The 23,791-nt window shown below is 58.6% G+C and carries 17 protein-coding genes; 15 read left to right on the top strand and 2 right to left on the bottom strand.

The features are described from left to right. Positions 1 to 126 precede the first annotated feature (126 nt). Positions 127 to 1,035, bottom strand: coding sequence for a LysR substrate-binding domain-containing protein (locus EXW71_RS13555; protein ID WP_134659489.1), 909 nt, complete (start codon positions 1,033 to 1,035; stop codon positions 127 to 129). A gap of 182 nt (positions 1,036 to 1,217) precedes the next feature. On the opposite strand from EXW71_RS13555, the gene aspA reads away from it, so the two are divergent. The 15 genes from aspA to EXW71_RS13480 all read left to right on the top strand — a co-directional run bounded on the left by aspA (position 1,218) and on the right by EXW71_RS13480 (position 22,226). Continuing rightward, a complete protein-coding gene (gene aspA / locus EXW71_RS13550; protein WP_123716599.1) occupies positions 1,218 to 2,642 on the top strand; it encodes an aspartate ammonia-lyase in 1,425 nt (474 codons plus the stop codon). 267 nt (positions 2,643 to 2,909) lie between these two features. Next, positions 2,910 to 3,482 (top strand): Lrp/AsnC family transcriptional regulator, encoded by a 573-nt coding sequence (locus tag EXW71_RS13545; protein ID WP_256657124.1) that lies wholly within the window; start codon positions 2,910 to 2,912, stop codon positions 3,480 to 3,482. A 498-nt stretch (positions 3,483 to 3,980) separates the two neighbouring features. Continuing rightward, positions 3,981 to 4,994, top strand: a complete 1,014-nt coding sequence (locus EXW71_RS13540) for an iron-containing redox enzyme family protein (RefSeq protein WP_177421591.1) — start codon at positions 3,981 to 3,983, stop codon at positions 4,992 to 4,994. After that, positions 4,978 to 5,967, top strand: coding sequence for an iron-containing redox enzyme family protein (locus EXW71_RS13535; protein WP_134659491.1), 990 nt, complete (start codon positions 4,978 to 4,980; stop codon positions 5,965 to 5,967). Before EXW71_RS13540 ends, EXW71_RS13535 begins: the two co-directional genes overlap by 17 nt. Before the next feature lie 14 nt (positions 5,968 to 5,981). Next, positions 5,982 to 7,388, top strand: coding sequence for a hypothetical protein (locus EXW71_RS13530; RefSeq protein ID WP_134659493.1), 1,407 nt, complete (start codon positions 5,982 to 5,984; stop codon positions 7,386 to 7,388). Then, a complete protein-coding gene (locus tag EXW71_RS13525) occupies positions 7,385 to 8,620 on the top strand; it encodes an aminotransferase class III-fold pyridoxal phosphate-dependent enzyme (protein WP_134659495.1) in 1,236 nt (411 codons plus the stop codon). Before EXW71_RS13530 ends, EXW71_RS13525 begins: the two co-directional genes overlap by 4 nt. Before the next feature lie 3 nt (positions 8,621 to 8,623). Next, on the top strand, positions 8,624 to 9,775 hold the full coding sequence (locus EXW71_RS13520) for an ATP-grasp domain-containing protein (RefSeq protein ID WP_134659497.1): 1,152 nt from the start codon (positions 8,624 to 8,626) through the stop codon (positions 9,773 to 9,775). Further along, complete coding sequence (locus EXW71_RS13515) at positions 9,772 to 10,992, top strand: MFS transporter (RefSeq protein ID WP_134659499.1); 1,221 nt, start codon at positions 9,772 to 9,774, stop codon at positions 10,990 to 10,992. The genes EXW71_RS13520 and EXW71_RS13515 overlap by 4 nt, the downstream gene beginning before the upstream one ends. Continuing rightward, entirely contained in the window at positions 10,979 to 11,428 is a 450-nt protein-coding gene (locus EXW71_RS13510; protein ID WP_123716601.1) for a GNAT family N-acetyltransferase, read from the top strand. The genes EXW71_RS13515 and EXW71_RS13510 overlap by 14 nt, the downstream gene beginning before the upstream one ends. A 305-nt stretch (positions 11,429 to 11,733) precedes the next feature. Then, positions 11,734 to 13,179, top strand: a complete 1,446-nt coding sequence (locus EXW71_RS13505; protein ID WP_134659501.1) for a sodium:alanine symporter family protein — start codon at positions 11,734 to 11,736, stop codon at positions 13,177 to 13,179. 86 nt (positions 13,180 to 13,265) lie between these two features. After that, positions 13,266 to 14,243 (top strand): asparaginase, encoded by a 978-nt coding sequence (locus EXW71_RS13500; RefSeq protein WP_134659503.1) that lies wholly within the window; start codon positions 13,266 to 13,268, stop codon positions 14,241 to 14,243. Positions 14,244 to 14,356: 113 nt separating this feature from the next. Beyond that, positions 14,357 to 18,919 carry a hypothetical protein gene (locus EXW71_RS13495; RefSeq protein WP_134659505.1) on the top strand — a complete coding sequence of 1,521 codons (4,563 nt, stop codon included), beginning with the start codon at positions 14,357 to 14,359 and terminating at the stop codon, positions 18,917 to 18,919. 63 nt (positions 18,920 to 18,982) lie between these two features. Beyond that, positions 18,983 to 19,975 (top strand): AraC family transcriptional regulator, encoded by a 993-nt coding sequence (locus tag EXW71_RS13490; protein WP_134659507.1) that lies wholly within the window; start codon positions 18,983 to 18,985, stop codon positions 19,973 to 19,975. A 122-nt stretch (positions 19,976 to 20,097) separates the two neighbouring features. Further along, positions 20,098 to 21,138: a histone deacetylase family protein gene (locus EXW71_RS13485; protein WP_134659509.1), complete on the top strand. Its 1,041-nt coding sequence runs from the start codon at positions 20,098 to 20,100 to the stop codon at positions 21,136 to 21,138. Next, positions 21,135 to 22,226: a polyamine ABC transporter substrate-binding protein gene (locus tag EXW71_RS13480; RefSeq protein WP_134659511.1), complete on the top strand. Its 1,092-nt coding sequence runs from the start codon at positions 21,135 to 21,137 to the stop codon at positions 22,224 to 22,226. Before EXW71_RS13485 ends, EXW71_RS13480 begins: the two co-directional genes overlap by 4 nt. 1 nt (position 22,227) lies before the next feature. On the opposite strand, the gene EXW71_RS13475 is transcribed toward EXW71_RS13480, so the two are convergent. Further along, the gene (locus tag EXW71_RS13475; protein WP_134659513.1) at positions 22,228 to 23,766 is read right to left on the bottom strand and encodes a PLP-dependent aminotransferase family protein; all 1,539 of its coding nucleotides are present in this window, start codon (positions 23,764 to 23,766) and stop codon (positions 22,228 to 22,230) included. Between the last annotated feature and the right edge of the window lie 25 nt (positions 23,767 to 23,791).

Genomic DNA, 23,791 nt, shown 5'->3' with positions numbered 1-23,791 from the left:
ATACCGTAATAATCCAGATAAACAGCCCCTGGAATGACCATCTGTCTTACCGGCCAAACCGGCGGTTTTATTGACTTAAAAGTCAGTCCAGGACGCCGCTGAACCCACCTTTGCTCTGTGTACGGTTCAGGTACTTTGCGCCGCCCCGCCTTCCAGCTTGCGCCACAACAACCTTACATTCGCCTTGCGCACCAGAGCGCAGCGATACAGGCGGATTTCCAGCGGAACGTGCCATTGCGGGCCGCCGCATACCACCAGTTCGCCCCGGGCCAGCTCCGCCCGCACGCTCAATTGCGGCACCCAGGCGATGCCCAAGCCTTCCAGGGCCATGCTCTTGAGGCTATCGGCCATGGCGGTTTCATAAATGGTGGTGAAACGCAGGGCCCGCTGGCGCAGCAGCAAATTCACCGAACGCCCGAGGAACGCCCCGGCACTGTAGGCGAGCAGCGGCACACTGCCCTCGCCTTCCAAATCGAACAGCGGCTTACCGTCAGTATCGGCGGCGCACACCGGGAGCATTTCGGTGTTGCCCAGGTGCAGGGACGGGAAGATCTCTGCGTCCATCTGCATCGCCGCGTCCGGATCGTAGAACGCCAGCATCAGATCGCAGCCCCCCTCGCGCAGGGCATGCACCGCGTCGCCGACGTTGGTGGCAACCAGCCGTGTGGCGATGTTCAAACCTTCATTGCGCAGTTGCGCGATCCAGCGTGGAAAGAAGCCCAAGGCCAGAGAGTGGGCGGCCGCCACTTGCATGACCTCGCCCTGCCCGCCTTCCAGGTGATGCAAATGGCGCAGCACTTCGCCGAGCTGCTCGACCACCGTACGCGCGGTAACCAGGAACAACTGCCCCGCCGCCGTCAGTTCCACCGGCGTACGCGAGCGGTTGACCAGGGTCAGGCCCAGCGCGGCTTCCAGGCTACGGATACGGCGACTGAATGCCGGCTGGGTTACAAAGCGCCGCTCCGCCGCCTGGGAAAAACTGCGGGTCGCCGCCAGGGCGCTGAAGTCTTCCAGCCACTTGCTCTCAAGGTTCATCACTTCCTCCCACGGACATGCACCATTTTGGCACACACGCCCGCCATCATAGCTGGGTCACATCCACATTATGCCGTTTGTGCATGGGCCAGCGATGAACAGCATTGGCCCAAAAATTTACAGAAGCCTAGCATTCGCAGCGTTCCGGCCAGTTCCGGGTCCATATCGAGATGATTTCCGTCATGTCCTCCGCTGCATCTTTCCGTACCGAAAAAGACCTGCTTGGCGTACTCGAAGTACCCGCTCAAGCGTATTACGGCATCCAGACCCTGCGAGCGGTGAATAACTTCCGCCTCTCGGGCGTTCCGATTTCGCATTACCCGAAATTGGTGGTCGGTCTGGCAATGGTCAAGCAAGCGGCGGCTGACGCCAACCGCGAGCTGGGTCAGCTCAGCGAAGCCAAGCACGCTGCCATCAGCGAAGCCTGTGCCCGCCTGATCCGCGGCGATTTCCACGAAGAGTTCGTGGTGGACATGATTCAAGGCGGCGCCGGCACTTCAACCAACATGAATGCCAACGAAGTCATCGCCAACATCGCGTTGGAGGCCATGGGCCACAACAAGGGCGAATATCAATACCTGCACCCCAACAACGACGTGAACATGGCGCAGTCGACTAACGACGCCTACCCGACCGCGATCCGCCTGGGTCTGCTGTTGGGCCATGACGCGCTGCTGGCCAGCCTCGACAGCCTGATCCAGGCATTCGCCGCCAAGGGCGTCGAATTCAGCCACGTGCTGAAAATGGGCCGCACCCAATTGCAAGACGCCGTGCCGATGACCCTCGGCCAGGAATTCCGCGCCTTCGCCACCACCCTCGGTGAAGACCTGGCCCGCCTGAAAACCCTGGCACCGGAACTGTTGACCGAAGTGAACCTGGGCGGCACCGCGATCGGCACCGGCATCAACGCCGACCCGCGCTACCAGGCCCTGGCTGTACAACGCCTGGCCGTAATCAGCGGCCAGCCGGTCGTACCGGCCGCCGACCTGATCGAAGCCACTTCCGACATGGGCGCCTTCGTACTGTTCTCCGGCATGCTCAAGCGTACCGCGGTGAAGCTGTCGAAGATCTGCAATGACCTGCGCCTGCTGTCCAGCGGCCCGCGTACCGGCATCAACGAAATCAACCTGCCGGCACGCCAGCCAGGCAGTTCGATCATGCCCGGCAAGGTCAACCCGGTGATCCCGGAGGCTGTGAACCAGGTAGCGTTCCAGGTCATCGGTAATGACCTGGCACTGACCATGGCAGCCGAAGGCGGTCAACTGCAGTTGAACGTGATGGAGCCGCTGATCGCCTTCAAGATCTTCGACTCGATCCGCCTGCTGCAACGCGCCATGGACATGCTGCGCGAACACTGCATCACCGGCATCACCGCCAACGAAGCCCGTTGCCGTGAGTTGGTAGAGCACTCTATCGGCCTGGTCACCGCGCTGAACCCGTACATCGGCTACGAGAATGCCACCCGCATCGCGCGCATCGCCCTTGAAAGCGGTCGCGGTGTGCTGGAACTGGTGCGCGAGGAAGGCTTGCTCGACGACGCCATGCTCGATGACATCCTGCGCCCCGAAAACATGATTGCCCCACGTCTGGTCCCACTGAAGGCCTGATGTTTGTTGCACCGCTCACCAGGTTGAGAGACTAGACACCTCTCACCTTTTGAGGGCTTGGAGAACCATTCTCCAGGCCCTTTTTTTTGCCTGCCGTAAAGTCCCGGCAGGTACAAAAGCAAGCGCCCTCCTTTTAGTGCGTGAAGCTCTGCGCGGACTTCGCAGACAATGAAAAATTCTTAATTTCTACCCATTGTTAAACATGCGATGTTCGGCCATAAACACTGTGCACGTGTGCCGAAGGGAACCTGCAACGAAAACGTCATCATGCCTGGCCAAACGGTACGCAACGTGCATGACAATCGAAAAGGGATTTCCACTTTCGCAATAAAAAGGGTCAAGGAGGACACCACCGTGAAAAAAGCCAGGATTGAACTCGATTCGGTTGATATGAAAATTTTAAGCCTCATACAGGCCGACTGCCGGATCACCACCTCCAAACTTGCTGAAGTCATGTCGATGAGCGAAACCCCCTGCTGGCGCAGAGTCAAACGCCTTGAAGCAGAAGGCTTTATTTCAGCTTATCAAGCAGTTCTGAATAAAGAGGCGTTAGGCTTTCAAATTACCGCTTTCCTGCATGTTTCCGTCGACACTCATACCGAAGAAGTGACACGCCAACTGGAGCGCAAGATTACATCGTGTCCCGAAGTAATGGGTTTATATAACGTCACTGGCGACTATGATTTCTTAATACAACTGGTCTGCAGAAACATTCAGGAGTGTACGTTTTTTATAGAGAACACACTGCGCGATATCGAATGTGTGAAGCAAATAAAAACCTCCATTACATTGCGCGAAGTGCATAAAAGCAACTTACTGCCATTGGCCGAGTGCGTGTAGCTGCAGCCGTGTAAACACACTGAACAGCGCTGCTTTTCGTCAGGAGGAGCAGCCGGATGCAGCACCTTTCGTAACCCATTGTTACAATTAGAAAAAAACAAAAAGCAGGAAGAACATTCCAGATAAGTGCACCAAGATGAAATGCTTTTGCTGATTTCCAGTTTTTTATGCCGAATTTAGCAATTTTATTTTTTTCAGCGTGTGGAAGTATTTCGAGTGAGCCGGGGTCAGGTATTGCGTAGCGAACCTGTGTATGTGAGCTACGCAGATAGCGCCCGTTGAAGGTGGCTCGCCCATAATCTATCTGATGAGGAATACTCAATGTCCAAGACTACAGAAGTTCAGCGCCCTCAAGAGCCCGTTGTTGCCACGCCGAAAAAGATTGTGATCAAAGCCAAAAGCGATCGTCCGATCCTGATGGCCGCCCACCTGTAACGTAGCGCCGTGCCGGGCAACTTATGTTGCCCGGTTTATCCAAGGAAAATAGGATGGACCGTCATGGGCGATAGGTATGTAACTTACGGTCGTTTCTCAAAAAGCAACGACGACGCAGTAAAGCTTTATGTGGCTTCTGGCATCGAGCATGAAATACACAACCTGCAGGGCGACTACCTGGAATGGAACAGGGCACTCTCCATGTTTGATGGCGAGCACGCGACTTCAACAGTGTGCGAGCAAAACAAGCAACTCGACCCCCATGAAATCCATGATTTGATCACGGCTCTGGGCGACGCCAATCTGGCGTTCAAGCAAGCGTCCGGGGCGCAGTTTGTCAGTGGTGATGAAGCGATTCTCGAGATCGAAGATCTGCAAGCACAACTGCTTCATGATCATCTGTATAAGAATAAGTTCTGGTTGGCCATGCAGCAACCCGAGACGGTCCCCCAGAATGTCTACTATGGCATGGCCATAGAGAACTTTCATTTTCTCTTTCGAGAAAGCTGGTTTGATTCTCCTGTTCTAAACTTCGTAGCGTCCACAAAAGCACGTTTAATAATGAACGCGTTTTACGCCGAAGAATACGGCCACGACGAGCTGATATTTAAAGCCTTGCAAACCCTCGGCGTGTCGCGCGAAAGTATCAAAGAAACGATCCCTCTGCCTGAAACCCTTGCACTTTGTAATGCGCTGGCTTACTGGGCGGCAAACGACCCGCTGTTTTTTTTCACCACGATGGGTGTGCTCGAAGGCAAGGATATTGAGGTTGATAGTTTTATCCTTGCCATGCAGAACAGCAAAAAAATAAGCCCCGAATTCATCAAGCCCATCCTCGACCATGCCAACATCAACATTGGTGCCGAGCATGGCGTCCTGACCCGAGAACTGTTCAGGGAAATCCCCGTGGTCACCCTCGAGCAGCTACGACAAATGCGCGCCAACACTCATATTTTTGTAGAGCTGTACGACAATTTCCATACAGCCGTCTGGAATCATTACTCCACCTCACATGAGCTATTAAGAACGCTGTCAGGCTTGACACTCGGGGGACCCGCGCATGCAAACCAGCGCTAAACGCTTCAACTACCCAAAACTCCGCCAGGGTGTTGTTTACACCCAAATAGCCAATGAACATCATTTGGACTATCGAAACCAAAGTCTTATTTTAGAGCAAACCGATGCGACGTCACTTACCTTGGTCATTCAGGATCTCCAGCAAGGTACACTGACGACCGAAGCATTTTATGCCAAGCACGCAGAGCACTACCCTGACGAGCAGTTGGAAGTCTTGATTGCCGACCTCGACAAAAATTATTTGCTCACCGAAGGTCAATACCCGCTGATACAAGGCGTACTGTCAGGCGTGGAGTTTTCGAAAAAACTCAAACTGCTGACCTCCGCGCTTCATGGAAGGCTTGGCAACTCGGCACTCTATGAAAAGATGCGTGATGGCTCAGCCACTCGCTCCCAGTTAATCGGGTTTGCCATTGAGTATTATCATATTGTCAAAAGTGCTCCCAAAGTGATTTCCCCGGCACTGGCACACAACAGCCCGCCCGAAGTTTATCAGGGTATCAAACAATTATTCCTTGAGGAACATGACCATGAATCGTTGTTGGCCAACGCCTTGAGCCATGTGGGCGTTGAACGCGCACAGTTAGCCCAGACGTCGCCGTTGGACACAACGTTCGCCATTTACTCAACGCTGGGGGTGTATGCCCGCCAGCACATCATCAGCTTCATCAGCGCTTTGTTCTTATTTGAAGAGCCGTACCCCGAGTTCAATAAACTGTTTATTGAATCCTGTTCACGACTGGGGCTACCAGAAGCTTTCTGGAAACCTATTATCGGGCATTCCGAAGTGAACAGTGATGCCGACCACGGGGCCATTACTGACTCGCTGCTGGTTCATTATTCGGCAATTTCCGAAGAGGAATGCAGAGTCACACTGATCCATACCTGTGCGCTCTTAGAGTTGATGTCGGCCTGGGACAGGCAAATTTGTACGCATTATGACAATGCCGTCACTCTTAGACTCTTCAACTAATGCGAGGATAGGCTATGGACTCCTGGTCTCTGGAAGCATTTAAAAAGCCTTATTTAAAAGTCGGTCATATTGAGAAGACCGGCGCCGGGATTTTTGAACTAGGGGAGTCCGGCTCCGAATTCGTCATAGAGAGCCAGGCGTGCGATGAACTTATTGCCACCGTTCATGGCCTCAAAAGCCCCGACAACGCACAGTGGCGCTCATTGAGCGAGCGCCATGAACACGATGAAGTTCGCGCGCTGATCAATCACCTGAATGAAGCCGGTTTAGTGCGCGAGTCCAGCCCTGAACATACGCTGCAGGGCAAACGAAACATTACTCAGGACAGTTTGGCGGAAGCCCTGGATGCGCTGCACACAACGCACTTTGATGACCCCGCCCTGTGCCACCAATTGCTCGATTTTATCGATAACCTGCACAACACCTCCGTCAGGCAGGTGCTGGCCGAAAGCGGGCATGTGTATATCAAGTACGCCAAGCTGACGCTTTTATGTTGGACGGTTACCTGCCCGCCCGCCGTCATGGCGGCGAAAAAGTTGCTGAACGCCCTCACAGGCCACCGCGACAACGAGTCCTCGATCGAGTACTCCGCTTTCTGGGCCGGTGAGCTAAGAAAGTGCCTCAGTGTCCTGGTGTGGTTATTGAACAGGAGCCAGAAAGTCGATACGCGCAAGGTGGATTTTCCGGCACTGCATATCGAGGAAGTAGACTCCGGGGTTAACCTGGCTGTTCGTCTGGAGCGCTGGGGTCTGGATTTCATGGAGCACGTCGCCCCCAGCCAGTATCAGCAAGCACTGGCCAAGACCGGCCCTGGTCGTGATGCCTTGATTGCCGCCAGCTACGCGCAGGAATACTACATCACAGATCGATTTGTAGATCTCATCTCACCGGCCATCGCGCAACGCCTGCCCCGCCCGTTGAAGAAACTGGCGCGCCGTTATTACATGGAAGAAGCGGGCCACGAGCTCTATGAATTGAAGACCTGTAAGGCATTGGGAATGACGGAAGCACAGCTGCACTCGTCGCTACCGACCCCCTTTGGCCAATTGGTTTGCGATCTCTACACCTGCCTGGCTTCCAAAGAACTGGTGGCTTATTTTGCGGCGGCAACCATTACCGAAGGCTTGCCTGGCCAGGTTAACTTGCTCAATGAGTTGTCCGCGGCGAACAACGCTACGCCGTTGTTCAACAAGACATCACGCAAGCACGAGTCGCTCAACGACAAGCTGGGCCATCAGTACATTTCGAGAATCATGCTGGCCGAAGTCGGTGAGTTGAGCATCGAAGAACAACAAACGGCGGCCAATGCGTATGCCTTGCTCCTGGACCTGAATATTCGCGCGTGGGAGCAGCTCCATGACTTCCACATCACCTTGCAAATGCCAGCCATCAATCACCGCATGCTTGATTACATTGCATGAGCGCCTTGATTGCGCGCTATGAGGCGTTCATCAATCCTCATTGGAGTGAGGTGCTGCACCAACTTGGGGAACAGCCGGTATTTGTGCGGGCCAAGGACGAGTATTTATACGACGACGCAATGACCCCTTGGCTGGATCTGGTAGGTCATTACGGCGCGGCGATATTCGGCCATAACCGCCAGGAGCTCAAGGAAGCGTTATATACCGCCCTGGAGGCGGATATTCCTTGCGTAACACCGCTGGGGCTCAATGATCTTTCGGCCCAGTTGGCAATCGCATTGATTGAACGCCTGAACCTGAGCGGCCCCTGGCGGCTATCCACACTGACGACCGGAACCGAGGCCGTGGAAGGCGCAATCAAGGCGGCGCTGATACACACAGGCCGCTCTCGCCTTTTAGTCCGCCGTGGGTGCTTTCACGGCAGCAGCAGCCTGGCGATGCACCTCACCGATAATGCGTTGTGGCGCCAGGGCTTTGAAGCACTGCCTTGCCCGCTGGACGTGGTGTATTTCGACGACATCCATCAGGCAACGCGCGAACTGGCCAGCGGAACGTTTGCGGCCATGTTGATCGAGCCTTTTCAGGCCATCGGTGGCGGCGTCAGGTGTTCGGCGCAGGAGGCTGAACAGTTGCTGGACGCCTGCACGGCTTCGGGAACGGTGAGTATTTGTGACGAGATTTTTTCCGGACTCGGACGCTGCGGTCACTACAGTGCAATGCAAGCACTGGGTTGGACAGTGCGGCCGGATATCTTATTGCTCTCGAAGTCGTTGACGGGGGCTTTCTTCCCCAGTGCCCACGTACTCATGAGGGCGCCTATTGCCGATTCGATTTTCGGTCGGCCAGGCTGTCAGAAAATACTGGGATCAACCTTCGCCAACAATGCGCTGGGTTTCAGTGTGGCCCTCACTGCACTGGGGTTACTCGACAGATGCCTGGCTGACAGTCTTGCCGGCCAGCTTCGCAGCGACTTTGTGCAGGCACTGCATGGGGTGGCGGAGACCGTTGACCCGCCGCTTCAGGTTCAGGCACTGGGCGCCTGCATCATCGTGGAGTTTTGCGATGCCCAGACGTGTTTTTTTGTTTGGCATTCGCTGTTCGCCAATCAAATACTGACCACCGTCTGCAGCAACAAACCCAGTTGTTTGAAAGTGCTTCCATCGCTGACGATGCACGCAGACAGCTACAGCAGATTTATCGATGTATTCACCGCAGTAGTGGCGGAGTGTTGAGCCATGGATAGCAAACCGACTGTTTTGTTACTCGGGCCTACCGATGATTACCTGAAGAAAGTCGAAGCCAAGGCTAACGTGGTGCTGATCACTGAGCCTGCCCGCGTCACACCCTACCAACGTGGGTTGATCGATCCGGTCAATCTCCTGGACTTCAACGACGTCAATGCCCTGGTCAGACGCGCGCTGGAATTACAGCGTCAATTCGCGATTGACGGGGTTTACTCGTTTACCGAGTTGGGCATGGAATGCGCGTCGATACTTGCATCGACACTGGGTGTCCCTGGGCCCGACCTGCATTGCTCCTTTGCCTGCCGGGACAAGTTAATGACGCGACAGGCGTTGGAGCGCAAGGGCCTGAACACGGTAGCGTTCGAAGGGATAAGGCCTGGCGATATCGACGAACCGCTGATTGCGCGTGGCAAGAAAGTGCTCAAGCCAGTCGATGGCACCGGAAGTGTGGGCGTTCGCATTATTGAGGAGGGCGAACTGATTGGCTCGCCCTCCAATCTGTGCATCCTCGAGGACTATGTCGAGGGCCGCGAATTCAGCTGTGAGACTTTCAGCATTGATGGCCAGCATTTCAAACTGGCAGTGACCGAGAAACGCTTGTCGCAGCCTTGCGGGGTGGTGGAAGTCGGCCATGTTATTGATCCCGCACAGACGTTTATCAGTCCCGCTCAGTGGGACTATCTACAACACGTGCTGGACGCGATCGGGCTACGAAACGGCCCGGGCCATATCGAGTTCAAGTTGCACGATGAGGCGCTCCATATCATCGAATGCCATAACCGGCCTGGCGGGGACAGAATCTGGAACCTGGTGGAACTCGCTACCGGCTTCGACATGATTACGGCCTCGATTGACAGGCTACTGGGCGCGCCCGTCGAGGTACGCCTGCTTAATCATCGCTGCGCCGCCATCCATTACTTTGAATACTCACCGGGCCTTGTCCGGCACTGTAAAGCCTGGCAAGGGAGCCTGCCGGCGGATATTCACTGGCTGGACTGGAAGCTTTCCCCTGGGATGGTGATAGCGCCAATGACCAGCTCCTCGGACCGTTATGGCAGCTTCATTGTCTCGGCCGATTCAAGATCCGAACTGCTCGGACGTATCACTGATGTCGAGCGCCAGTTCGAGGTTGAAATATCGTGAATGTCCTGACGATGATAAAAGCGCTGCCGGCGTCGGCCATGCGCGTACTGTTGATTCAATGGCTGACGGCAATCGGGTATTTCTCGGTTATCCCGTTCTTCATGGTCTACCTGGTGCGGTACCTGCATTTTTCTCCGGCCTTCGCAGCCACTCAGCTGACACTTTTCTTGGTCGGCCAATATGGTGCCTCTTTCCTGGGTGGCTATATTGGCCACACCAAAGGCCCACTGTTGGCGATGCGGCTGGGGCTCGGGCTGCAAATTATCTGCTACCTGGTCTTTGCCTGCGGGATCGACGATGCGCTGTACCTGAGTTGCTTCAGCCTGCTGCTAGGCGTAAGCAAAGCGTTTTTTACACCCGCCTCCAAAGCTTTGCTCTCTACGCTAACGCCTGGGCAAGATCAGCTATTGCTGTTTTCCCTGCGTAGCACCATCAACAATCTGGGGGTTGCCATTGGCAGCGCCATCGGCGCGTCCATGCTGGATTTCAATGTTGTCGGTTTTTTTATCGCCGCCGCCGCCGTACAGATAGTTGCCCTGTTTCTGTTATTGACCCTGCGATTACCCGCCATCGCCATCGAAGCCAACCTTAAAAAGGCGAGCTTTATCAGCGGCGTGAAGCGCTTGATGGTTAAACCTTTTTTTCTCTTATTGCTGATTTTGTACGCGCTCTACAGCTTTTTATATATCCAGCTCGAATACTCATTTCCACTGCATGCCGCACAGGGCTGGGGCAATGAAATGGTGACCTATATCTTTTGGGTCAACGCCTTGGTGGTGATGGGTCTTCAAGTGCCGCTCAATATGTATTTATCGCGCTTCATTTCTCACTGGGCTGCCATTTTTATTGGCTTTCTATTCATGGTGCTGGCGTTTCTGATCATCGGCACGTCCAGTTTCAGTACGCCTTTTTTGCTGGCCATCGCGTTCTTCACACTGGGCGAGTTAATCATTGACCCAGCGATTGATACCGTGGCCGGAAGTCGAAGCGAAAAGCACTACCTGGCAATCGCTTTCTCCTTGCTCGGGCTGGCAGGCCTGGTAGGCAGTGTCAGCGGCAACCTGATAGCAGGAGCACTCAGTACGGAGGAAGGAGCCTTTCAGCGCAATCTATGGTTTTTGAATGTGCTGTTGGCTATGGTGGGCGCAGGGCTTGTCGCACTCACGGCGAGGGTCAGATTCTTTAGTAAAATGGAACTTTATAATGAAAAAGAATGATGATTTTTTTACTGCTGAGGGCTACAGCCTGAGCGCAGACAAGCGCCTGTTGGACCTGGATTTTATCCACGGCTTTCTCGTCCAGTCGACGTGGGCCAAAGGCATTACCCGTGACCGTGTGCAGTTAAGCATTGATAACAGTTTGTGCATGGGCGTCTATCACCATGGGCGGCAAGTCGGTTTTGCCCGGCTGGTGACGGATTTCGCAACGTTCGGCTATTTGTGCGATGTCTTTGTCGACGAACGCTATCAAGGTAAAGGCCTGGGCCGCTGGGTGTCCGAAGGCATATTGGCGGGCCCCGAGGCTGAACAACTGCGCCGCATCATACTGGCCACTACGACGGCTCCGTGGCTGTATGAAAAGATGGGCTTCGTGCCGGTCAACCAACCGAACTACATCTGGCAAGTCTTCCGCTCCGATATCTACCAGCGCTGAAACCTCGACAAACCCGCCTGGGGGACGACCCCAGGCGTGAGCGTTCATCGGTCCATAAGCCGGCGGTCACAGACCGCTGCATCTTCCTTTAATCGCCTCATGCAGACGTATGCCGTTCGGCTAGGTATAGTGCGGCCCCTCTTCGCGTCTGCGGTCGTCGGTAACGAGGCCCGGATACAACGCGAAAGCGCATGAATAACAACACCCGCAAAAGGATTGGGGCGAAGCGTCGTGCACTGCCTGGTGCTGAGCGACGCGTCGGACCGTCCTGCGTTTGCCATTAAAAAATCAGCGAGGAACACTCCATGCTCGAAGTCATCAACGACTTCCTCTCAGGGAAAGTACTGATCGTGCTCATTGTCGGGCTCGGCGGTTATTTCACGATCCGCTCGCGTTTCGTTCAACTGCGTCACTTTTTCCACATGTTTTCGGTGTTTCGCGACAGCCTGAAAAGCAGCTCCGGCCAACTCAGCTCGTTCCAGGCGCTGATGCTCAGCCTCGCGGGCCGTGTGGGTGCCGGTAACATCGCCGGTGTCGGCATTGCCGTAACCCTGGGCGGCCCGGGTGCCGTGTTCTGGATGTGGGTCACCGCGCTGGTGGGCATGTCTTCGAGCTTTATCGAGTGCTCCCTCGGCCAGCTGTATAAGCGCACCGACGCTGAAGGCACTTACCGTGGCGGCCCGGCCTACTACATCCAGCACGGCTTGCATAAGCGCTGGTTGGGGATGGTCATGGCGTTCCTGCTGCTGGTGACCTTCGGCTTTGCCTTCAACGGCCTGCAAGCCCACGCCGTGACCCACTCGCTGAACAACGCCTTCGGCCTCGACACCACCTACACCGGCCTGGCCCTGGCGGTACTGCTGGGGCTGGTGTTCATCGGCGGGATCAAGCGCATCGCCTCGATTGCCGACCTGCTGGTACCGGTCAAGACCCTGGTCTACATCGCCGTGACCCTTTACGTGATCGTGCTGCAATTCGACCATGTGCCGGCCATGCTCGCGACCATCGTCAAGAGCGCCTTCGGCCTCGACCAAGCCTTCGGTGGCCTGGTGGGCAGCGCAATCATCATGGGTGTAAAACGCGGCGTATTCGCCAACGAAGCCGGTTTGGGCAGTGCGCCTAACGTGGCAGCGGTGGCTTCGGTAGAACACCCGATCGCCCAGGGCGTAGTCCAGGCGTTCAGCGTGTTCCTCGACACCTTCGTGATCTGCACCTGCACCGCTTTGCTGATCCTGCTCTCCGGTTTCTACACCCCGGGCTTTGAAGGCGACGGCATTGCCCTGACCCAGAACTCCCTGGCCGCCGTGGTCGGTGACTGGGGTCGCATGTTCATCTCGGTGGCCCTGGCGTTGTTCGTGTTCACTTCGATCATGTACAACTACTACCTCGGTGAGAGCAACCTGCGCTTCCTGGTAGGCAACAACCGCAAGGTGTTGATGGGCTACCGTGCACTGGTGCTGGCGCTGATCTTCTGGGGCTCGATCGAGAACCTGAGCACCGTGTTCGCCTTCGCCGACATCACCATGACCCTGCTGGCGTTCGTCAACCTGTTCGCCCTGGCGTTCCTGTTCAAGATCGCCATGCGCATCCTGAACGACTACGACAACCAGCGTGCAGCGGGGATCAAGACACCGGTGTTCGATTCCAGCCAATTCCCTGACCTGGATCTGGACCGCCAGGCCTGGCCGGCCAATCCGGTAAAACCGGACAGTGCGCCGCTGGCTGAACTGCATGCTCAAGCGCAACGCTGAGTCTGCCAAAACCAGATAGATGACACGCCGCCCGGCCTTGGGCATGCTCTGGGCCCGGCGGCGTTTTTCGTTCAGGAGATTTCTTGATGCACTCAGCTAACAACGTGATGGTGCTTTATACCGGCGGCACCATCGGCATGCAGGCCAGCGCCAACGGCCTGGCGCCCGCATCCGGTTTCGAGGCGCGCATGCGCGAACAGCTTTGCAACCAGCCATTGCCCACCTGGCGCTTCCGGGAAATGTCCCCGCTGATCGACAGCGCGAACATGACGCCCGCCTACTGGCAGCGCCTGCGCACCGCCGTGGTTGAGGCGGTGGACGACGGCTGCGACGCGGTGCTGATCCTGCACGGTACCGACACCCTGGCCTACAGCGCCGCGGCGATGAGCTTCCAACTGCTGGGGCTGCCGGCGCCGGTGGTGTTCACAGGTTCCATGCTGCCGGCGGGTGTGCCGGACAGTGATGCCTGGGAAAACGTCAGCGGTGCGCTGGCAGCCTTGGGCGAAGGCCTGGCACCCGGCGTTCAGCTGTATTTCCACGGCGCGCTGATGGCGCCGACCCGCTGCGCGAAGATCCGCAGCTTTGGTCGCCACCCGTTTGCCGCGTTGCAGCGCAATGGCGGCGGGGCCCTGGCCAGTGAAATTCCGGCTGCCCTGGATTTTCGTCAGCCCAAGGCCCTGGCCAACGTCGGGGTATTGCCGCTGGTACCGGGCATCGCGGCCGTGCAACTGGATGCGCTGATCGACAGTGGCATCCAGGCGCTGATCCTCGAATGCTTCGGCAGCGGTACCGGACCGAGCGATAACCCTGAGTTCCTGGCCAGCCTGCAACGGGCACAGGACAACGGGGTGGTGGTCGTGGCTATCACCCAATGCCATGAGGGTGGCGTGGAGCTGGATGTCTACGAAGCCGGCAGTCGCCTGCGCGGCGTCGGCGTGCTGTCCGGCGGCGGCATGACCCGTGAAGCGGCATTCGGCAAGCTCAACGCACTGGTCGGTGCCGGCCTCGATGGCCTGGAAGTCCGCCGCCTGGTGGAGCTGGACCTGTGCGGCGAGTTGCGCTGAGGGGCCGCTCACCTACATAAGCACCACCGCTCCTGACACGACGCTTTCTAGCATGGCAACGCCCCGGGTTTCTTCCTGGGACGTTGCCATTCTTTTGCTTGTCAGGACACGCCATGACGTCACCTCCCGCTCTCGAGCCCCATCAAAACCCCACTGACACGCTGATCGCGCAGATGTCTATCGGCCCAGCGTTCCGCGAAGTGGCTGCGACACGGCTGCGTGAACATTTGCAGTTGCTTTACCCGAGCCTGGACATCGACCCGAACGCAGTCGTTGTAGGCACGCCGCTGTGGGACCTTAAAGACGATGAGGTCGTCCTGGTCGGCTGCGATTATCAGGCGCTCACCGATATTCTCGCCGTGCAGACCTTGTTCGCAACGACAGCGCTGTACATCGAAGGGCAGCATTTTCTGAGCCAGCTGCCGATCGTCGAGCCTGCGGTACACCTGCCGGTACGCATTCTCGACATTGCCAGCCTCCTGAACGCGGTGGCGCCGCTGATGGTGCGGGCGTACCAACAGGCGCAACTGGATTATTGGAACAGCGCCGAGGACGGCAACCCGCGCTGGCGTGCGCTGTCGACGGTGCTGCGCAACGTCTGGAACGTCAACAAGGTGCCCGGCTGGACCGACGACGACTGCCTCATGGCGCGCCAACTTTTTCTTGCGCCTGATGCCGCGACACGCAAGGCCGATACCTCTCATGCGCTGCGCGCCTATGTGGTGGATATCGACCAGGTCGACGATTACCTGATCAGTGTCCTGATCGGCAAACAACAAGGCAGAGAGGTGGTCCTCACCCACTCATTGTTCTCGGGCCTCAAGAAATACACCTCCCTGGACCAACTGGGCCTTGAACTGCCGCTGTCAGCGACACAACAGTGGCGCCTGATAGAGCCCGAAGGTGACTTTTTCGATTACCTGGCCAGCGCCTTTATCGGTATCCAGATAAAGGACATCGGCACCATGGAGTGCTCTGACATACGCGAGCCGGAGGCCGCCCAGCACAACCTGGCGCAACCCCCGACGCCCCGGTCCACGCGTGAAGCAGCGTTCCTGCAGGACTACCTGGAGGCGCTCCCCGATTGGCTGACCAACTCCTCGGCTCCGGACCAGGACGCCTACGCCCGCCACCTCAAGGATCTGGCGGCCTTGCACAGCGCCAATGAAGGCCGCAGCTATGACCAAGGCCTCAGCTCGATCCATGCCTACACCCTTGAGCAACTGAAGGCCGAACTGCTCAAGGACCACCCCGACGCCGACGCACAGTTGCTGGATGACCTCGACATCGTGGTACGCAGCCCTGTGGTCTGGGGCTTGTTCGCGGTACCGGGGCAAATCGAGACCACGGTGTTCAGCCTGACGGAGCTGGCCCTGCAAAACCTGATCGCCCTGCCTCTGGGAAGCAAGTCCCTGCGCCGCCACAAGGCCCGCGCGTCGCCAGAATGGCTGAGCGTCGATTACCTGGAGAGCCTGATCACCCGCGTGGATATCGGCACCACCTACCCGGCGTTGATCAAAGAAACCTTGCTGGATAACCCGACAGAGTCCGCACGCCGCCAGCAACTGTATGCCGAGCACTTGCGTATTCAACTGCCGCTGCTGGCGCTGCAATGCAAGATGCGCGGCGAAGGTGCGATTGATGAACACGGCTATGCCTACGTGAAGGCGGTCATGCAGGCCAAGCCGGCCGAACGGCAAGTCCAGGGCCAGTTGATCGTCATGCGCCCACTGGCGTTTGTGCCGACCCGGCGACAGGACGCCACGCCGGATGAGGTCGCCAACATGTATGTGATCGGCCCCGAGGACCCGGCTGCCGGCCCGTGCCTGCTGTACCGACCGTTGCTCGACAAGTCGCTGCTGCAGTTCCCTTCGCCAAGCAATTTGCTCTACGCCCTGCAGCAATCGATCAGCCTGCGCGAATCCGTACTGGCCTGGCTGCCCGATAACGTACGCACCGATTACGCCCGCTATGTATTCCCCGGCGACCTGCCCTCGCCCTGGGCCATGGTCGACTTCATCGTCGATCCCTACAAGGTATGGATCATGGGCGGCTCGCTGCTGCTCAGCCAAACCGCGATCACCGGCGAGCTGTTCAGCGCGCTCTACAACGCCAATGCCAATGCACTGGTCACCCTGGCCGACCAGCAATCGATGTCCAACGTCGAAGCACGCTGGGCCACGTTCAAGCGTACCGGCTGGCTGATCTTCAACCTGGCGTTGCCGTTCCTGGGGGGTACGGTCGGTGCCGCAGCCTGGATCTGGCAGATCATGGACCAGTTGCAACACCTGGCCGACACCCGCCGTCACCCTGAGCAGGACTCAACCTGGGCCGCACTCGCCGACTTGCTGTTAAACATTGGAATGGCCATCACGCTGCACAGCGTCAGTCGCAGCGCACCGCGCCGGACACTGCGGAGCAAACCACTGCCTCCCCCGTCACTGTCGGCCCCTGCCGGGCCCGTGAAGCCCAGCAGACTGGCGACGATTTCTGCGGACGCGCTGGACACGCCTGACCAACCCTTACACGTCAGCGGCGCAATCAACCGCACACCGCTGCGCCTGGCGACCGTGCTGGATAGCTTCAAGGTGAGCAAGCCAGACACCGTGGGGGACGCCAACGGCGAAGTCGGCCCGTGGCAAGACCTGTATCGGGGTGGCGAACACTGGTACGCGCCGGTGGGCGATCGCTGGTTTCAGGTGGTCGTGGATGAAAACGAAAACGTGTTGATCGTCGACTCTGAACGTCCCTCGCGCACCGGCCCGCCGTTGGTTCATAACCGCCAGGGCCAATGGTTTGTCGATACACGCCTGCGCCTGCGCGGGGGCGGGCCTAAGATCATGACCGCAAAAGGACGGGCGCAAGCCAAGCAAAAAGCCGAGGAGCTGCGCAGGCGCCTTGAAGTGTTCGAAAGCCAGAAAAAAACCAGCCAGGAGACCTTGCAACAGGCACGCCAGGCAATGGACACCGGACCTTCCAGTTCGGCGCAAGCCACGCGACAGGCTTACCTTCAGACCCTGCAGACCCAACGCACGGACTACGAGTCGGCGTTGCAGATGCTTAAGGAAATGAATGTGCACGAGCCAAGCGTGGAGTACGCGCCAAAGGCACTGGGCTACATCAAGGCCCAAGCCAAATTGACCCAGGCGGCGCTGAGCGAAATCCTTGCCCGCTTCACACCAAAATGGCGCGCCGTGCACGAACAGATGCTCCGCCAGGCCGAAGCGCCGCAAGAGCGTTCGATTGAAGACTTCCGAGAAATGCGCGAGCTGGCCGGGGCATTGCTCGTACAACTGGAGTACATGCACGGGCGCTTTAACGAGCTCAAGGGGCTGGCCAGGGATGGTGCGCTGCTGTTGAGCACTCTCAAGGGCTCGATGCCGGTTTACAGCAGTGATGACCTCAAGGCGATTCGCGTGTCGCTCAACCGAAACCTGTGCCTGCCGCCTGACAGCCTAAAGACAGCGCCCGCCGCCTGGTCGGCGATTGACCAGATTATCGACAGCGCGGACATTACGATCCAGTGCCTGCGCGACACCCTGAAAGAGCGCAGTGACCGCCGCCTGGACGAACGTATCGATACCTTGAGCAACCTGGTGGAGCAGTTTCAATTACTCGACGAGCGCTTGCAGGATTTTCCCGTGGAGTTCTCCGAGCATGCCATCCCCGACCAGATAAAGGAGTTACGCGAGGAGCTGAGGGGGTTCCACCGACGCGCAATCACTCATCTCGGCCTCTTGAGCAATGAGCGCGAGGTGTTCAGGAGCCGCCCCACGCCACCGTCGACCCCGCCACGCCCTCTCAGGCAGTTTATCCGCACCCGCTACAGCGGCCTGCTGATAGGCGAACCGCGCTTGAACGAGCTTGGCCTGGAAACCGGCCTGGTGGATATCCGCTCGCCAATGACCGAGCAAATTCTCGCCACCTACCGTGAGAAAACCAAGGGCGTGTGGGTGGTCCACGACACCGTCGCGCGCCCTTCTGCCGAACCGGTCGAGGTGGATGTGCAAGCGACCATCAATCAGGGCCAGGCCCTGCTCGATGAGTTGCCGGCATTTCTGGCGCGAGCCCGTACCCATGCCAACCTCGCCGACCGCGTCCCCTTTGGTATCGAGTACTTTTACCAACAATATGCACAGCGCCTCGAGCAGGCCAGCAACGCGATCGAAGAGGCCCTGACGCAGCGCAACATTACTGAAAGCGATGCCATGTCCGTGCCCGCCAGTACCGTGACCAAGGCCATTGACAGCGCCCTGGCCCAACTTCACCAACAGAGTAATCAGTTGGTGCACAGGGCGCTCAAACTGGCACCCCCGACCATGTCGGGGGTGGAATGGCTTCAACGCCACAACGCGATCACCATCAAGAAAACCATCACCCGCCGTCGAATAAAGTCCTCGACACCTGACTATCTGGATGAATACACCATCAGCGACCGCGCCACGCACGAAGTGCTCTGGTATGCCCATTTTCACTACAGCGCCAGCTGGACGCCGGACAAAGCCATCCTGTCTGCCCGCCTGAAAACCCCGGCAGAACATCGCCTGGGCGCCGCGGCCGACTCATCCAAAGGCCTCAATCGCACGCAAACTGTTGCGTTTTACCGCAGTGAGATCAGCCTGCAGCAGGCGCGCGAGCTGTTTTTCGAGCGCCCCAAATCCGAGTCCGGCGGCTGATCGGCAGCAGGGGACGGCATACAATTTGCTGCGCCACTGCCACACCCTCGCGCTGGTTTCCCCATGCTGCACTCACATCTGACTACCCTCAATGCCGTCTCCCTGGTCCTGGCCACCTTCAAGGACCAGGGCCTGGCAAGCGACGTATTACTGGCCGGCAGCGGCATTGACGTGGCCGATCTGCACCGCGCCGACACCCGTATCACCACCTGCCAGGAGATGCGTGTATGCGCCAACGCCGTGGCCCTGCGCCAGGACATCGGCCTGGAACTGGGCCAGCGCATGCATGTGTCGTGCTATGGGCTGCTCGGCTATGCGCTGCTCACCAGTGCCACCTTAGGTGACGCTTTGCGCCTGGCGCTGCGCTACCCGGCGCTGCTGGGAACACTTTTCGAGCTGAACCTGTTGGAAGACAGCGAGCACGCCTGGCTGACCGCCGGCGATTATCGGGAAAACCCGGCGCTGGCGGCGTTCAATGTAGAGTTCTGCCTGGTGTCGTTGAAGGTCATCTGTGATGACCTGCTCGGCCGTCCGCTGCCGTTGCGTGAGGTGCGCCTGGACTACCCGGCACCGGAGTACCACGCACGGTATGCCGAGCGCTTCGACTGTCCATTGCAGTTTGACACGCTGACCAACGGGTTTGCCTTCGACCCACAGTGGCTGCAACAGCCCCTGCCGCTGGCGGATCCCATCACCCATCGGGCCATGGCCGAGCGCTGCCGCAAGCAAAACTCCGAATTCACCGGGCGCCAGGCCTGGCTCAACCGTGTGCGCCAGTTACTGGCCGACCAGCTGCATGCCGCGCCTGGCCTTGCCGGCTTGGCCGCGCAGATGAACTGCTCTGCGCGCACGCTGCGCCGGCACCTGCACGCGCTGGGTTGCAGCTACCAGCAACTGCTCGACGAACTGCGCTTTGAGAGAGCCAAACAATGGCTGGCGCAAGACCAGATGCCGGTTCATCAGATCGCCGAACAGCTGGGCTTCAGCGAGATCGCCAGCTTTCGCCATGCCTTTGTGCGCTGGAGCGGCGTGGCGCCCAGTCTCATGCGCCATTAACGGGCGCGTTGCGGTCACTTAATCTGGCCACATTTATCCCCTTCTGGCCGCTCTTGCCATTCTCTTGAGCGCCCCGCGCCGCAACACTTGAAGGCACAACAACGAGCCTGCGGGGAGTACCCATGCTGACGATCTACTCCGACGATCACCATCTGCACCATGGACGCTGTGAACTGATGGACGGGCAACTGATGCCCTGCTTCGAAATGCCTTCCCGTGCCGATCATGTATTGCAACGGGTCAAGGACCGCGAGCTCGGCCCGGTGCAGCCTCCGCGGGATTTCGGCCTGGCCCCGCTGCAACGCATCCACAGCCGCGACTACCTCGACTTTTTCAAGAACGCCTGGGCCCGCTGGAGCGAATTCGGACAGGACGGCGACCTGCTGCCCTACACCTGGCCCGCCCGCACCCTGCGCCGGGTGCTGCCCACCAGCCTGCATGGCCAGCTCGGCTATTACAGCTTCGACGGTGGTGCGCCGATCACCGCCGGCACTTGGCAGGCGGCGTACAGCGCGGCACAGGTGGCGCTCACCGCGCAGCAGGCGATCCAGCAAGGCGCCCACAGTGCCTTCGCGCTGTGCCGCCCGCCCGGGCATCACGCCGCCAGCGACTTGATGGGCGGCTATTGCTACCTCAACAACGCCGCCATCGCTGCCCAGGCCTTTCTGGACCAAGGCCACGGGAAGGTCGCGATCATCGATGTGGATTACCACCATGGCAACGGCACACAGTCGATTTTTTACGCACGCAACGATGTGCTGTTCACGTCTATCCATGGCCACCCGGAGGCTGAGTTTCCGTTCTTTCTGGGCTACGCCGATGAGCTCGGCGAAGGCGCGGGTGAAGGGTTCAACTTCAACTACCCGCTGCCCGCCGGTTCCGGTTGGGACGCGTGGAGCGCAGCACTGGAAGAAGCCTGCCGGGAGACCGAACGCTACAACACCGACGTCCTCGTGGTGTCGTTGGGCGTGGACACGTTCAAGCACGACCCCATCTCCCAATTCAAGCTCGACAGCCCAGATTACCTGGCTATGGGCCAGCGCATTGCACGCCTGGGCAAGCCGACCCTGTTCGTGATGGAAGGCGGCTACGCCGTGGAAGAAATCGGCATCAACGCCGTCAATGTGCTCGAAGGTTTCGAACAAGCAGGAGCCACCCGATGAAGATGCTCACCTCCCTCGCCTTGTGCGCCGCCGTGTTGAGCGGCGCGGTACAGGCCGAAGAAAAAACCCTCAAGGTCTACAACTGGTTCGACTACATCACTCCCAAGGCCCTGGAGGATTTCAAGGCGCAGAACCCCGGCGTCAAGCTGGTGTATGACATCTTCGACACCAACGAAGCGCTGGAAGCCAAGCTGCTCACCGGCAACTCCGGTTACGACGTGGTGGTACCGTCCAACGTGTTCCTGGCCAAGCAGATCGAAGCCGGCGTGTTTCAGCCCCTGGACCGCAGCCGGTTGCCTAACTGGAACCACCTCGATCCCAAGCTGATGAAGCTGATCGAAGCCAACGACCCCGGCAATAAATTCGCCGTGCCCTACATGTACGGCACCATCCTGATCGGCTTCAACCCGGACAAGGTCAAGGCGGCGCTGGGCCCCGATGCGCCGGTGGACAGCTGGGACCTGATCTTCAAGGAAGAGAACATCAGCAAGCTCAAGCAATGCGGTGTCGCCTTCCTCGATTCGCCCTCGGAGATTCTGCCATTGGCCCTGCAGCACCTGGGCCTGGACCCCAACAGCAGCAACCCCAAGGATTACGTCAAGGCTGAGGCGCTGTTGATGAAGATCCGCCCGTACATCACCTACTTCCATTCCTCCAAGTACATGGCCGATATCGCCAACGGCGACATCTGCGTGGCCGTCGGTTATTCAGGCAGTTTTTCCCAGGCGGCCAACCGCGCCAAGGAAGCCAAGAATGGCGTGACCGTGGACATGCGCCTGCCCAAGGAAGGCGCGCCGATCTGGTTTGACATGCTCGCGATCCCCAAAGGCGCGCAGAACCCGCAGGACGCCTACACCTTTATCAATTACCTGCTGCAACCCCAGGTGATTGCGCCGATCAGTGATTTTGTCGGCTACCCCAACCCGAACAAGGACGCGACCGAACAGGTCGATCCATCGATCCGCAACAACCCCAACCTGTACCCGACCGAGGCCGCAATGGCCACGCTCTACACCCTCAAACCCTTGGGGCGTGAGGCGGAGCGCGCGAGGACTCGGGCCTGGACCAAGATCAAGTCCGGCACCTGATTCAGCCCTGCCAGGCCTGGCGCAACCGCGCCAGCGCCTGCGCAATACCTGCTTCGGGCACCGCGGCAAACCCCAGGACCAGACCGGCGCGCTGGTCCTCCGGGGTGGTCGATTGCGCCAGCCAATACGCACTCAACCCATTGATTTCGACATCCACCGCTTGGGCCTGCGCCAGCAATTGCCGCTCACGCGCCAGGCTGTCGACACGCACCGTGACGTGCAGCCCGGCCGCGACGCTGGGCAGTTCACCGACGCCCGGCAACCCGACCGGCCAACCGGCCAGCAAGGCATTGCGTCGGCTCAACGCGGCCCTGCGCATGCGGCGAATGTGCCGCTGAAAATGCCCGGCCGCCATGAACTCGGCCATCACCGCCTGGGTGCTGACTTCAGAATGGCGCATGTCCACGGCGCGGCGCCGAGCGAACGCATCGACCAGACCGGGTGGCAACACCAGATAACCCAGGCGCAACGCGGGAAAAGCCACTTTGCCGAAGGTACCGACGTACAGCACGCGCCCGCTGCGGTCCAACGCCGCCAAGGGCGACAACGGCGCACCGCTGTAGCGGTACTCGCCGTCGTAGTCATCCTCGATGATCCAGCCCCCCGTACGCTCGGCCCAGGCGAGTAACTCCAGGCGCCGTGCCAGGCTCATGACCACGCCCAACGGGTATTGATGCGAAGGGGTGACATAGGCCACACGGCAGTCAGCCAGGGTGCCGAGCACCTGGCAATCAATGCCCTCGCCATCCACCGGCACGCCCTGCAATTGCGCACCGGCCAAGGCGAACGCATGCCCGGCCGCACGATAACCCGGGTTTTCCACAGCCACGCCGTCTCCCGGCTCTACCAGCAACTGTGCACAAAGGCTGATTGCCTGTTGTGCTCCGCAGGTGATCACAATTTGCTCAGCCGCGCACTGCAGGCCCCGTGAGCTGCGCAAGTAGGCGGCGATCAGACCGCGCAGGCGACCATCCCCTGCCGGGTCGCCGTAACACAGCTGTTCCAGGTCCGGCTTGCGCCAAAATGCCCCATTCAGCTTGGCCCACACCTCAAATGGAAACAGATCGAAGGCCGGTACACCCACGCGAAATGCCCGCGGCGGCCCCGAAGGCGGCTGGGACAGGTGGTTGTTTTTTACCCGCATCACGCCCGCGCTGTGGATAACTTCGCTGTCCAGATCTTCCGGTAAATCCGTCCATTTTGTGGATAAGGCTGGGGATAAGCCTGTTGGTAACCCTGTGGATCGTTTTGTGGATAATTTTTTTGCCATGGGCAACTGGGCCACATAAGTGCCATCGCCCACTCGGCTCTCAATAAATCCTTCGGCATACAGCTGATCGTAGGCGCGCACCACACTGTTACGGGAAATCGCCAGCGCCGTTGCCAGGTCCCGGGTGGCGGGTAACCGCGTGCCGCTGACCAGGCGCCCATCCAGCACCCGTTGGCGCAAGGCGTCGTACAGCTGGCGAGTCAGGCCCTGGCGGCGATCCAGCTCGATTCCCGCAGGGTTGAATGACAGAGGTGGCGTGAGGGGCGACATATTGGACCTATGAAATTGGTGCCAG

The organism is Pseudomonas sp. BCA17 (assembly GCF_004519405.1).
Lineage (GTDB): Bacteria > Pseudomonadota > Gammaproteobacteria > Pseudomonadales > Pseudomonadaceae > Aquipseudomonas.
This window is presented reverse-complemented; position numbering and strand designations above follow the sequence as displayed.